The sequence below is a fragment of the Imtechella halotolerans genome (assembly GCF_028743515.2).
In the GTDB taxonomy this organism is placed as follows: Bacteria; Bacteroidota; Bacteroidia; order Flavobacteriales; family Flavobacteriaceae; genus Imtechella; species Imtechella halotolerans.
In genome coordinates this window covers 643735-657099 of record NZ_CP117969.2, presented here as the reverse complement: position 1 = coordinate 657099, position 13365 = coordinate 643735, and the positions used below count along the sequence as shown (strand labels likewise).

The 13365-nt window shown below is 39.3% G+C and carries 11 protein-coding genes; 8 read left to right on the top strand and 3 right to left on the bottom strand.

Annotation, left to right across the window (positions count from 1 at the left end):
• Positions 1-15: 15 nt before the first annotated feature.
• The 3 genes from PT603_RS02890 to PT603_RS02880 all read right to left on the bottom strand — a co-directional run bounded on the left by PT603_RS02890 (position 16) and on the right by PT603_RS02880 (position 4002).
• Positions 16-3177 carry a cytochrome c biogenesis protein gene (locus tag PT603_RS02890; RefSeq protein ID WP_008238816.1) on the bottom strand — a complete coding sequence of 1054 codons (3162 nt, stop codon included), beginning with the start codon at positions 3175-3177 and terminating at the stop codon, positions 16-18.
• Positions 3178-3293: 116 nt separating this feature from the next.
• Complete coding sequence (locus PT603_RS02885; RefSeq protein WP_008238814.1) at positions 3294-3686, bottom strand: group III truncated hemoglobin; 393 nt, start codon at positions 3684-3686, stop codon at positions 3294-3296.
• Between the two features lie 40 nt (positions 3687-3726).
• On the bottom strand, positions 3727-4002 hold the full coding sequence (locus PT603_RS02880) for a hypothetical protein (RefSeq protein WP_008238808.1): 276 nt from the start codon (positions 4000-4002) through the stop codon (positions 3727-3729).
• 185 nt (positions 4003-4187) lie between these two features.
• Here PT603_RS02880 and PT603_RS02875 point away from each other — a divergent pair, with 185 nt between their 5' ends.
• From PT603_RS02875 to PT603_RS02840, 8 genes are all read left to right on the top strand, one after another.
• The gene (locus tag PT603_RS02875) at positions 4188-5483 is read left to right on the top strand and encodes an L-lactate MFS transporter (protein ID WP_008238806.1); all 1296 of its coding nucleotides are present in this window, start codon (positions 4188-4190) and stop codon (positions 5481-5483) included.
• A gap of 51 nt (positions 5484-5534) precedes the next feature.
• On the top strand, positions 5535-6302 hold the full coding sequence (locus tag PT603_RS02870) for a Rossmann-like and DUF2520 domain-containing protein (RefSeq protein ID WP_008238804.1): 768 nt from the start codon (positions 5535-5537) through the stop codon (positions 6300-6302).
• Complete coding sequence (locus tag PT603_RS02865) at positions 6283-6813, top strand: KdsC family phosphatase (protein WP_008238803.1); 531 nt, start codon at positions 6283-6285, stop codon at positions 6811-6813. The genes PT603_RS02870 and PT603_RS02865 overlap by 20 nt, the downstream gene beginning before the upstream one ends.
• Before the next feature lies 1 nt (position 6814).
• The gene (locus tag PT603_RS02860; RefSeq protein WP_162097719.1) at positions 6815-7732 is read left to right on the top strand and encodes a geranylgeranylglycerol-phosphate geranylgeranyltransferase; all 918 of its coding nucleotides are present in this window, start codon (positions 6815-6817) and stop codon (positions 7730-7732) included.
• Between the two features lie 7 nt (positions 7733-7739).
• Positions 7740-8327, top strand: coding sequence for a Maf-like protein (locus tag PT603_RS02855; RefSeq protein ID WP_008238799.1), 588 nt, complete (start codon positions 7740-7742; stop codon positions 8325-8327).
• Between the two features lie 31 nt (positions 8328-8358).
• Complete coding sequence (locus tag PT603_RS02850; protein WP_309258602.1) at positions 8359-8892, top strand: mechanosensitive ion channel family protein; 534 nt, start codon at positions 8359-8361, stop codon at positions 8890-8892.
• 121 nt (positions 8893-9013) lie between these two features.
• A complete protein-coding gene (locus PT603_RS02845) occupies positions 9014-11533 on the top strand; it encodes a PIG-L family deacetylase (RefSeq protein ID WP_008238794.1) in 2520 nt (839 codons plus the stop codon).
• A 103-nt stretch (positions 11534-11636) separates the two neighbouring features.
• On the top strand, positions 11637-13364 hold the full coding sequence (locus tag PT603_RS02840; protein WP_008238791.1) for a sodium:solute symporter family transporter: 1728 nt from the start codon (positions 11637-11639) through the stop codon (positions 13362-13364).
• Position 13365 lies beyond the last annotated feature (1 nt).

Here is a 13365-nt window from a genome sequence, read left to right as displayed (position 1 = left end):
ATAACTACTGACTATTTATTTCTTCTTATAATGCACCTTATATCTCCAATAGGATAAGGCACCTAGAATCGCCACGATCACTACAGAATAATATACAAAGCTAGGTGTGATAATTTTTTCTCCGCTGGCATAACTATGTAACCCAGACAAATAGAAATTCACTCCAAAGTAGGTCATCATAATACTTGCAAAGGCAACCACACTAGCAAAGTTAAAGGCCCAGGTACCTCTAAGACCAGGAACTATACGCATGTGTACCACAAAAGCATACACCATTATACTTACCAAGGCCCAGGTTTCTTTAGGATCCCAACCCCAGTAACGACCCCAGCTCTCATTAGCCCATTGACCTCCTAAAAAGTTCCCAATGGTAAGCATCACAAGTCCAACTGTTAACGCAAGCTCATTTACGATGGTAAGCTCTTTAATGGCGAGAGTCATTTTAGGTTTGTTTTCATTGGTTGTAAACAACATAAGTAGTAATACGACGGCTCCAATAATTAAACCTAAGGTAAACGGTCCATAACTACCAACAATAACGGCAACGTGAATCATTAACCAGTAACTATCGAGTACAGGTTGCAAATTGGCTATGGCCGGATCCATCCAGCTCCAATGAGCAATCATTAGTACCATAGAGGTTACAAAGGCAGTAGAGGCCAGTGTCAAAGGAGATTTTTTCGCAAACAACACCCCCATTCCCATAGTGGCCCATGCTACATAAATCATACTCTCATAGGCATCACTCCAAGGTGCGTGACCCGATACATACCAACGTGCAATAAGACCCGCTGTATGTAGGGCAAACAAGGCAAAAATGGCATACCCAAGGATTTTTGCAGTTAACCGAATCCCTTTACTGTCTTTAAATATTTGTATCAGTAGAACCACAAACAACAAGGTGCCTACGTACATATACCAGCTAAAAAGATTTTTGAAAATATCGTATTTGTTATAAAGGATTTCAGCCTTAATCTTAGAATCACTAGGCATTACGGCTGTTCCGTAGTTATGCTGATTTTTGTTAAAGGCTTCCAATATTTTATCAGACTCACTATAATCCCCTGTTTTAAGTGCATTACGCAAGGTCATGATGTAGAATGGAATCGAATTATTCACAAAATTAGCATACAAGGTATCGCGAATAAGGGTATTATCAGCGCGATAATCCATCGTAGATATCCATTTATTATTATCGTGATCAGGTATAGGGAAGATTTTAAATATCTCTCCTTGCAAGGCACGATTTAAGAGTCCCAATCGCTGGTCAGAAGTTTTGAAGTCCTTTTGAAATTGATTAGGTGTGTTGGTTGCATAGGCATCTTGCAAATAAGGCGCCAGCTTATAATCCCCTGTAGGGGTAAAGAAATCAATCGCCTTTACATATTTGGCACCTTTTTCAATTCCCAATAAATTGTGCAGACTATCGTTGTCTTTTTTAAGGTACATGAACTCCGCGTGATACCAGGCTGCAGGATTAAGCATCATGGAAAGCAACGCCTGATTGGCATCCATCCCCATAAAGACATCACTTTTGCTCATTTTTCGAAGTAATTCAGAGGCAAATGTATTTATAGGCTTCATACGCCCACCATCATCCTGAATTACAAGCGCTCCAAATTTTTCTGCATGGGCTTTGTCTACCTTTGTAGCTTTTAACACAGAATCAATTTGTTGTTTAGTAGGCATAAGACCATGAGTGGTATCAGCATGCTCCTGGGCCATACTAGGTAAAAGTAATCCCAACACCAAAAGAGTGGTTAAGGTCGCTTTTTTCGCTTTTATTTCATTTAATTTCTCACCAAGACTACGGAAACGGGTTTTACCATAGAACATGATACCCATAAGACCAGTGTACAACAGGAAGTACCCGATATAGGTAATCCAAGTTCCCCAATAATCGTGGTTTACAGAAAGTACTGTTCCTTTTTCATCTGGATCAAAGGAAGCTTGAAAAAATCGATATCCTCTGTGGTCTAAAATATGGTTCATATAAATATCATAGTCAAAAGACTGTTCGTCCTTAACAGTGACCTTACTCATATAGGATGAATAACTTTTTTCTGTACCGGGATAACGTTCCGCTACAAAGTCATTTAACTGAATAGTAAATGGAAGTTCATGACGTATAGAACCATAACTAAGATGGAAATCAAATCCGCCAACATTGACCTTCTTTGGATCATTAATTATATATTGTCCTCCAAGAAGTCCAACACGTTGGGTCTGGTCAGCCACAGTAATATCCAGAAATATAGCATTCGGATTTCCTTTGAACTTATCTTCAGCCTTCATTTCTTTAATCCCATAGCTTCCTTTAATTACTGGATCAGGAAACACAAACTGCATCCCTGCCACACTATATAAAGAACGTAATTGCAGGACTTGAACAGTATCTTTAAATACCTCTCCTTGTAACTGATCTGCCATTCTAAGGAAAGTACCTTCAAAAGGAGTTTCAATAGTATACGCGCTATCCTTGGTACTAATATTAATCGCCCCTTGTGTAGGATGATTTAGCGCAAATAATACGTTATGGATGCTGGTCACTTCACCTTCTTTAATAAAGTGATCATGGCGTTCTCCTCCACTGGATTCTACCACTTTTAAATAGGTAGCCCCTGTGGTATCCTCAACCAAGGTTTCCTCGGCTCCTTCAATAAACCCAGCATATTGGATTCGGAAAGGTTTTCCTTTAAAATCTTCATTCCAATCCAATTTATTGTTAGCTTCCTTCGAAAAAAGCACTACATCTTGCAATGATTTTCTTAAAGGTTCCCCTTCAAATTCTCCATCTACAAAAGCAGTTACATATGTTTTTTCAGAAAGGAAAAAATTAGCTTCCTGCCCTTCTCTAATAGGCATTACTCCTTCATAACTGATATATCGGGTAACAAAGGCTCCAGCAATAATAAGAATCCAGGAAAGGTGTAACAGTAAAACGGCCCATTTTTCTCGTTTCCACAATTGGTAACGTTTGATATTTCCCATAAAATTAATTACGAAAAACAACATAATTCCTTCAAACCACCATGCGTTATAAATCCAAATACGTGCAGTTTGAATACTGTACCAACTTTCAACAAAAGTTCCCAATGCCATGGCCGTGGCAAAAACAACAAATAAAACAGCCATAAGTCGGGTAGAAAAAAGGGCTTTAGTAAGCGAGTTTATCATGAGCGTATGTCCTTTAAGATTGTTTTAATACAAACGAGTACAAAAATAGGTTGTTTTTCTTATTTACTTCCCTATTTACAAGAGTAAAACCCTACAATATTATGTTAATTATTTGTTTACGTGGACGACCTATGTGTAAATACGTCAATATGGATGAAACTCGCCATCTTACGTGCTCTATTCTTTAGAATAAACACATTATCACCCTGAAAAGAAGCATCTAGGGTGTCTATCCATAAATTTAACCAAGCTCCAAAATGATGTTCACTAAGCGCGTGATTGGCAAAAGCATCTACCTTTCTATGAACTTCAATAGGGTTGCCATTGTAGGATCGATCGATAAAGAGCTGGGCGCACCAGAAATCAGTCAAATGCTCCAAATGAGCCTCCCAATTATGAATCATTCCATTAAAAATAGGCCCCAATAAGGCATCTTGTCGAACGGCAGCATAAAAGCTATGCACCAATTGACGAACATCATCGCGGGTAGTCAACTCTCTCTTTTCCATGTGGTAAAAATAAAAATTACTGGTTTAGTATCCTGCCCTATTACCAATATAATAACAATAGCAGTGCATTAAGCACCACGGAGGCTACCAATAATTTAAAGACCCATCGTACACTGAGTTGTGCCAGAATTGCTGCATTATAGATCATACAAAGACTTACACTAAGGGTCAAGGCAAGGATACCCCAAATTGAATCCATAGAAAACAGTATATAGCTTGCCGCAAAGGCACCTAAGCAGCTCTGAAAAATGATGCTCATGGGCATATAAAGCATATAATGCTCCTTAAAACGAAGATATAACTTATTCAAAACCATGATACTGTGCTTTCATTTGTGGTAATACAAAGATGGGGACTGATTCTTAGAAATTTTATGATTCAAATCATAACCCATTTCTCAGTCAATTTGTGTATTTTTAACAGATACAAAGTATGCTTACTGCCAACGATACAGCCCGGTAAGTGTACCTTAATTACGAGGCTGTAGACCCACTTCCAATCATGAACACACGCTCTTTCCGCTCTCAACGGTGGATAGTAACCATTGCAGGTACCTTTCTTCAATTATGCTTGGGTACCGCGTATGCTTGGTCATTTTTTCAACTCCCACTAGCAACCGCTTTTGGGTGGTCCCAAAGTATGACTGCATGGGCTTTTAGTTTAGCTATTTGTTTTCTTGGAATATCCGCAGCCATCAGTGGTCAACTTCTTCCAAAGATAGGACCACAGAAACTAGCCATTGTCGGTGGACTACTTTTTGGGTTAGGATACATTACAGCATCCATGGCTTTACAGGCTCAAAGTGCCATCTTACTATTTTTAACCTATGGACTTATTGGTGGTTGTGGACTTGGAGCTGGCTATGTCACTCCTGTTGCCACCGTAGCCAAATGGTTCCCAGAGAAAAAAGGATTTGCTACCGGACTGGTAGTCATGGGATTTGGTTTAGGTGCTCTGGCCATGTCCAAATTATTTGCCCCCATGCTGTTACACTATTTTGAATATTCCCCTTCACTTGATTTGGTAGCACAACAAGCCATATTAGTAAAGGTGTTTCGATGGCTAGGAATTCTCTTTTTATGCATCACTATTCCCGTAGGATTTTTGATTACCAATCCTCCTTCAGTGACCAAGGATAAGGAGCCTCCTAATACAAAGCAGTCTTCGTCATTAGGTACACTTTTTTCAAGGAAGTTTTTCCTTATCTGGATCATTTTCTTTTGTAATATTACGGCAGGTATTGCCATTATAGGATTTCAATCTCCCTTATTTCAGGATCTATGGGCGACCTCCTTTACCCTTGACATTACACAACCAGCCACCATCGCTAAACTAGCTTCCTATGGGGCTACCCTGATTGCAGTGACTTCGATATTCAATGGCATTGGACGATTTTTCTGGGGAAGTATGTCCGATAAAATAGGAAGGGTCCAAACCTTTCGCTGGATGTTAGGCACACAAATAGTTTGCTTTATACTACTAGCCTATACGAATAACCCATGGCTATTTGCGGTATTACTTTGTTATATTTTGCTTTGTTACGGAGGTGGTTTTGGCACCATCCCCGCTTTTATCCATGATTTGTTTGGTTCTGAAAATTACGCAATGCTTTATGGGGCCATCCTAACGGCTTGGTCGGTAGCAGGAATTATAGGCCCTCAGATGGTGGCCCTGTTCAAAGATACCTTCCCTGAAAAGGCAGCCTATCTCACGTTTATCAGTGGGGCATGTATAGTAGGAACGGGATTATTGCTTTCCCTTTTAATTAAAAATCAATCCTATAGGCCACAAGGCTAATCATTCTAACAAAAAACTGAGCTATCATTCCAAAATCCGTATTTTAGCAGCATGATTACCGTTAGTATTATAGGAGGTGGCAATGTAGCTTTTCATTTGGCTACTGCACTGAATAATGCCTCAGGAGTAAAACTGCAACAGCTTTACAACAGAAGTGAGTTTGCCGATGGATTCCATCAGTTATCTACACCTTTAGTTCATTCACTAAAGGATTTGGATGCTGCCGATATTTTTATCATTGCAGTAGCTGATGACGCTATAAGGCAAGTCTCTTTAGAACTCCCTTTTAAAGACCAACTGGTAGTACATACCTCTGGCAGTGTTCCCATGGATTCCTTAGGAGATCAAAATCGTAAAGGGGTATTCTATGCATTACAAAGCTTCTCGATGAATCGCAGGATTCCATTTGATCAGATTCCCTTATGTCTGGAAGCTGAGAATCCTGAAGATTTGCAACTATTAAAGGAATTAGGAGCTAAAATCACTCCCTTACGCTATCATGTCAACAGTACACAAAGAGCCGCCTTGCATCTTTCTGCAGTATTTGTAAATAACTTTGTAAATCACCTATACTTTATTGGACAAGAGCTATGTGAGACTCATCAGGTTTCCTTTGATGTTTTAAAGCCTTTAATAAAAGAAACCGCTCAGAAAATTACAGAGATGACTCCATTTGATGCACAAACAGGACCGGCTAGAAGAAATGACAAAAATACCATAGATAAACAACTTACTCATTTAACAAACACTCAGTATCAATCACTGTATAGTGCTTTCACTGAATCAATTCTTACTACATATGGACACCAAAAGCTATAAAGAATACCTTCATCAAATTACCACTTTTGTATTTGATGTAGATGGCGTTCTTACCGACGGATCTGTCATCATTACCACAGATGGACAATTGTTACGCACTATGAATACTAAAGATGGATATGCTCTTAAAACAGCCGTAGACAAAGGATACAACGTGTGCATCATTTCTGGAGGAAGTAACGAAGGAGTTCGATCTAGACTACGTGCACTAGGAATTACTGACATCTATATGGGCTCGCATCATAAGGCGGAGGAACTTGATCGGTATCTAGATGTTTATGGAATTGCTCCGCAACATGTATTATATATGGGGGATGATATTCCTGACCTTCCTGCAATGGAAATGGTTGCGGTAGCATCCTGTCCCCAAGATGCAGTCCAAGAGGTAAAAAATGCTTCTCTTTATGTCTCACATAAACGAGGGGGTCAGGGTTGTGTTCGCGATATTATAGAACAAGTACTGAAAGTACAAGGTAAATGGGCAGCAGACACAGAAGCCAAATATGACTAATATGTCCGTACTCAGACTGCTTCGGATACCCAACCTATTGCTACTGGTATTTGTACAGGCAAGTATGTATTTTTTACTAATTAAGCCATTAGTTCCCTCCACTCCTTTAGATGTATTTCAGTGGTCTTTGCTAGTGGTTGCCAGTGTATGCATTGCCGCTGCCGGGTATGTATTACACGCCATTGAAAGTGTCGACATTGATCGAGTTAACTACCCAAACCGAGTAGTGATCAACACTCATGTACAAGAGAAATCAGCTTTCAACCTTTATATAGCACTTAATATGGTAGGTGTCGGTATTGGTTTTTGGGTTAGTTACCAGCTAGGAAAACCATCCTATGCCACCTGGTTTATCTTATGTTCTGCCCTATTATATCTCTATGCCACCTCTTTTTATAAAAAGCTGTTGATAGGGAATTTAATCGTCGCACTGCTGGTTTTTTTAAATGTACTTACCATCCCTATTTTTGCTATTATTCCTATGTTACCTGCCTTTAAAGGATTTGTGGTTTCTTGGATTTTCCAATGGAGTTTGGGCCTTGGTGTAGTTGCTTTTATCGTATCCTTTATCAGAGAAATCATAAAAGATGCGTATGATATGGATGGAGACTACTCCTTTGGGGTACGCAGTATTCCCATTCTTATAGGAATCCGTAGAACAGGAGTGCTTTGCGGAGTATTATGCGTTGGTACTGCCTTACTTTCCTTTGGCATAATGTATCGTTATTTATACACTCAACTCCCAGTAGTCTTGTATGTACTATTGGGGATTATCGGACCTTTATTGTATATTAGTACTCGCTGTTTCTCTGTGAAACATAAAAAAAACATACCATTTATAAGTACCTTTTTAAAAGGTATACTGGTTGCAGCAGCAGGCATCCTAGTACTAATGTATTTCACAATTATCAATCCTTAACACCACTATGTTACAAGAAAAACTATCAGGTTATCGAATCATTCTAGCTTCCAACTCCCCTAGACGACAGCAGTTTTTTAAAGATTTCGGACTTGATTTTGAGATCCGTATCAAAGAGGTAGATGAAATCTATTCGGACAGACTTCATCATAGTGATATTTCGGATTATTTGGCACAACTCAAGGCACTTCCTTTCAAGGAAGAATTGGCAGATAATGAGATTCTTATTACTTCTGATACCATCGTATGGCATAATGGACAAGCCTTAGGTAAACCCCGAACACACCAGGAGGCGGTCGCTATGCTGGAATCCTTATCCGGAAAAACTCACGAGGTAATCACTTCCATATGCTTTACCTCCAAAAAACTTGAAAAGACTGTCAATGCGGTTACGAAAGTGCACTTCAAAGAATTGACCTTGGAAGAAATTAATTATTACGTTACCACCTACAAACCTTTCGACAAGGCAGGGGCTTATGGTATCCAAGAATGGATTGGATATATAGGGGTAACTTCTATAGAAGGGTCTTATTTTAATGTGATGGGTCTTCCCACCCATCTGCTCTATAGCACCCTATTGAGTATGATAGAATAAGTCCGTATCTTAGCCTTTTAAACCGATTCCTGTGCAAGACTTTTTTAAAAATTCCATGGTAGATATATACCAAACCTTAGCTATCATAGCTATTTTGTTATTTCTTAAAGTTATTCTTCATAAAATTATTAAACGCGTTGCTCAGTTAAGTGATATCGACAAAATGCGTACTAAACTCATCATTAAGTACATAAACGGTACACTTATTATGTTGGGGACTATTGCCATAAGCTTTACATGGGGAGCAGATTTTAAAGAATTAGGATTATTCCTTTCTTCCGCCTTTGCCATTATTGGTGTTGCCTTATTTGCCCAGTGGTCTATCCTCAGTAATATTACGGCAGGAGTGGTATTGTTTTTTTCATTCCCTTTTAAAATAGGAGATCGTATCCGTATACAAGACAAAGATTTTCCTACTGAGGCCCTTATTGAAGACATCAAAGCATTTCATATTCACCTACGAACGGATGATGGAGAGCTGATTACCTACCCTAACAACCTACTCCTTCAAAAGGGTGTATCACTAATTTCGAAACGAAATGAAGATGACGAAAAAAGTCATTAACAAAAGGAGTTGTCGTGAATTTTTCATTGGCAACATCCCCTTTGTGCTTCGTTAAAGAAATTTTAAAATTCAAATTGAGGTACATTTTTTGATATATTTGGATACCACCAAAACCACTACTATGTATAAGAAACTCCTTTGGGCATTTCTAATTTTAGGGAATTTATCCATTATTTATGGGCAACCACCGAAAAAGCCCGATGCTGCCCAATTGTATGAATCTCTTCAAAAACTAAACTTTTTTGGTACAGCACTATACATAGCTGCACACCCGGATGATGAGAACACGAAGCTTATTTCGTATTTATCCAATGATGTTCATGCTCGTACTGCCTACCTTTCCATAACCAGAGGTGATGGTGGACAAAACCTTATTGGCACTGAACTTCGAGAACTACTTGGGGTGATACGAACACAGGAATTAATAGCTGCCAGAAGTACAGACGGTGGCCAACAACGTTTTACTCGCGCCAATGATTTTGGGTACTCCAAACATCCTGATGAAACCCTCTCTCTTTGGAATAAAGAGGAAGTGATGGCAGATGTGGTTTGGACCATACGAAAACTAAGACCTGATGTAATCATTAATCGTTTTGACCATAGAAGCCCTGGAACCACTCACGGACATCATACATCTTCTGCCATCCTTAGTGTCGAAGCTTTTGATCTGGCAGCAGACCCAACGGCCTATCCTGAGCAGTTAAAATATGTACAGCCATGGCAACCCAAACGTTTATTTTTTAATACTTCATGGTGGTTCTATGGAAGTGAAGAAAACTTTCAAAAGGCGGATAAAACCAATTTACTACAACTCAATACGGGTACCTTCTATCCACTTAAAGGAAAAAGCAATGGGGAAATAGCCGCACTAAGCAGAAGTCAACACAGTTCACAAGGCTTTGGTGTGATTGGAAACCGTGGTAATGAAAATGAATACCTAGAATTTTTAAAAGGTGACTTTCCCACCAACAAGAATGATCTTTTCGATGGTATAACCACCAGTTGGGAACGTATGCCTGGAGGAAAGGCAATCGGCGAGATCCTAACTAAGGTCGCTGAAAATTTCAATTTCAGACAACCCGACACCCACGTAGGGGAACTTTTAAAAGCCTATGAACTTCTTACAAAGGTTCCTGAAAACCCGTGGAAGGAATATAAATTGCAGGAACTTCAGGAGCTTATAATAGCAACCACAGGTTTATTTATTGAGGCAGTAGCCCTTGAACAAACAGTTGCTCCCGGAAACAACGTTTCACTGAAGATAGAAGCCATTAATAGAAGTAGTCAATCCGTGGTACTTGAGCACATAAAGTTTGAATCCATGACCATTGAAGGAAGTCCATTAGTATTCAACAAACCTTTCAATACAACCACAACGATTCCTATTGCAAAAAATGCTCCTTATACATCTCCCTATTGGCTAGCTGAGCAAGGCAATCTAGGTATGTACACGGTAAAGGATCAACTTCTCAGAGGGAATCCGGATACTCACCGCCCCTATTTAAGCTATCAATTAAAGGTTGATGGTGTGCCCTTTGAAATACAACGAGAAATTGTATATAAATACAACAATCCTGAGAAAGGAGAAGTGTACCAACCTTTTGAAATACTTCCTCCAGTGACCGTAAGCATTGCCCATAAAGTAACCGTTTTTCCTGATGCGAATTCTAAATTACTCCCTGTGCATGTAAAAGCAGGAGAAACGGGAGTAAAGGGAATGGTACGGCTTGAAGCACCTAAGGGTTGGCAAATCACCCCCGCAGAGCTTCCATTTGATATTGCTTTAAAAAATGACGAGCAGATTCTCACATTTACAGTTACTCCTCCTGCCTTTGAGAGTGATGCGCTGCTAAAGGCCTTTGTCACCACACCAAAAAACACCTACAATCAGGAATTAATAACTATTGATTATCCTCATATTCCCAAACAATCAATCCTAAAAGAGGCCTCCTCCAAAATTGTACGCCTAAACCTACAAAAAGCAGGAAACCATATTGGTTATCTGATGGGGGCTGGAGATGAAGTTCCTAAAAGCCTGGAACAAATTGGCTATAGGGTAGCGCTAATAACTCCTGAAAATATCACAGAAAATTATCTGCAACAATTTGATGCTATCGTGGTGGGAATCCGTGCCTATAATGTAATTGATCCACTCACCTATAAGCAGCCTATTTTACTTGATTATGTGAAAAACGGAGGTAATCTAATTGTTCAATACAACACCACTGACCGGGCTTTAAGTCAATTTAACGGGTTAGCTCCCTACCCTCTAAAAATATCACGAGATAGAGTTACTGAAGAGGATGCTCCAGTACGTATTATAGCTCCAAACCACCCTATTATAACAGGCCCAAATAAAATTGTCCCAGGTGATTTTGATGGATGGGTTCAAGAACGAGGACTTTATTTTCCTAATGACTGGGATCCTGCCTTTGTGCCTATTCTATCTATGAATGACAAAGGCGAATCGCCCAAAGAAGGTAGCCTTTTAGTAGCTCCTTACGGAAAAGGTTACTATATTTATACAGGATTAAGTTTCTTTCGTGAACTTCCAGAGGGAGTTCCAGGGGCATTTAAACTCATTACCAACATGATTTCTATCGGGAAAGATTCCCTTCAGAAACCAAAAATAAAAGGATAGACATGCTTTCAAGATTTCAATGGAAAAAATCATACACTTTGGTGTTACTTGCCAACGCTGTTTACATTTTTATTTTTTATCTATTAATGACTGGTAATCGCTAATGGCTACAATTGATTGGATTATACTCATCTGTACCCTATGCTTTATCGTAATTTATGGCGTATGGAAAACACGTGGAAGCAAAAACGTAAAGGATTATATCCTTGGGAACAATGAAGCACGTTGGTGGACGGTAGGTCTTTCCGTAATGGCAACCCAGGCCAGTGCCATTACCTTCTTATCAACACCTGGACAGGCTTTTCATGACGGGATGGGGTTTGTACAGTTTTACTTCGGACTTCCACTGGCCATGATAGTTATTTGTATGGTATTTATTCCCATCTATCACAATCTTAAAGTCTATACTGCCTACGAGTTTTTAGAGAACCGGTTTGATTTAAAAACTCGTTCATTGGCTGCCATCCTATTCCTTATTCAACGCGGACTTGCAGCCGGTATAACCATTTTTGCCCCTTCCATTATCCTATCCGCCGTGCTTGGATGGGATTTAAAAACCCTGAACCTGATTATCGGTGTTTTAGTGATCATTTACACGGTATCTGGTGGAACCAAGGCGGTAAATGTTACTCAAAAACAACAGATGTTTGTCATCATGACTGGAATGTTTGTAGCCTTTTATCTAATAATGAGTTACCTTCCATCAGATATCACTTTTAGCAAAGCCCTTAAAATTGCTGGGGCTAATGAAAAGTTGAACATACTTGACTTTTCCGTAGACACCCATAGCCGTTATACCTTTTGGAGTGGTATTACAGGTGGTTTCTTTTTAGCCATGGCTTATTTTGGGACGGACCAAAGTCAAGTTCAGCGCTATTTGTCCGGAAAATCTATTCGGGAAAGCCAATTAGGACTCATTTTTAATGGCCTATTAAAGGTCCCTATGCAATTCTTTATTCTACTTGTGGGAGTGATGGTATTTGTATTTTATCAATTCAATCGTTCTCCCTTAAACTTTAACCCTGCCGCTACCCAAGCGGTTCATAATTCAGTGCATGCAGATGCCTATCATGAACTTGAGTCTCAATTTGCGACGCTGGAAACAGAAAAGAAAAGGGCTCAACACCGTTTTGCTGCCGCTTTGGAAATCAAAGAATACAATGCCACTATGCAAGCCAAAGATCGTATAATGGCCATTAACCAGCAGGAGAACGCCTATCGAAATAAGGCCAAGGAAATTATAAAGCAGGCTAATACCAAAAGTGAGACCAATGACAAGGATTATGTATTTATCCACTTTATTCTAAACCATCTACCTAAAGGTCTTATTGGTCTTTTGCTGGCTGTCATCCTTTCTGCGGCCATGTCTTCTACTGCCTCTGAGTTAAATGCTCTGGGTACCATTAGTACGATGGACTTATATAAAAGAAGACATAAAGAGGCCCGTACCGACGAACACTATGTGAAGGCTTCCAAATGGTTTACATTCCTATGGGGAATTATCGCCATTTTATTTGCCAACTTTGGTACACTGGTAGAAAACCTTATTCAGCTGGTAAATATAATCGGATCTATTTTCTATGGAAATGTACTAGGAATTTTCTTGATTGCCTTCTTTATTAAATTTATTAAAGGCAATGCGGTATTCTGGGCAGCAGTAATTACACAACTTATTGTTATTTTATTATACTATTTCACCATCCACATTTATGATAGTGGAGATGAAAAACTAGGGTATTTATGGCTTAACTTTATAGGTTGCGCATTGGTCATTTTATTGGCAACTCTTTTCCAGACCACAGGAAAACTTAGTCAGCGGAGCACTATTTAAC

Coding starts and splice junctions, on each gene's coding strand:
- PT603_RS02845 (WP_008238794.1), top strand. CDS start 9,014: ATGTATAAGAAACTCCTTTGGGCATTTCTAATTTTAGGGAATTTATCC.
- PT603_RS02865 (WP_008238803.1), top strand. CDS start 6,283: ATGGACACCAAAAGCTATAAAGAATACCTTCATCAAATTACCACTTTT.
- PT603_RS02885 (WP_008238814.1), bottom strand. CDS start 3,686: ATGGAAAAGAGAGAGTTGACTACCCGCGATGATGTTCGTCAATTGGTG.
- PT603_RS02875 (WP_008238806.1), top strand. CDS start 4,188: ATGAACACACGCTCTTTCCGCTCTCAACGGTGGATAGTAACCATTGCA.
- PT603_RS02855 (WP_008238799.1), top strand. CDS start 7,740: ATGTTACAAGAAAAACTATCAGGTTATCGAATCATTCTAGCTTCCAAC.
- PT603_RS02880 (WP_008238808.1), bottom strand. CDS start 4,002: ATGGTTTTGAATAAGTTATATCTTCGTTTTAAGGAGCATTATATGCTT.
- PT603_RS02860 (WP_162097719.1), top strand. CDS start 6,815: ATGTCCGTACTCAGACTGCTTCGGATACCCAACCTATTGCTACTGGTA.
- PT603_RS02870 (WP_008238804.1), top strand. CDS start 5,535: ATGATTACCGTTAGTATTATAGGAGGTGGCAATGTAGCTTTTCATTTG.
- PT603_RS02840 (WP_008238791.1), top strand. CDS start 11,637: ATGGCTACAATTGATTGGATTATACTCATCTGTACCCTATGCTTTATC.
- PT603_RS02890 (WP_008238816.1), bottom strand. CDS start 3,177: ATGATAAACTCGCTTACTAAAGCCCTTTTTTCTACCCGACTTATGGCT.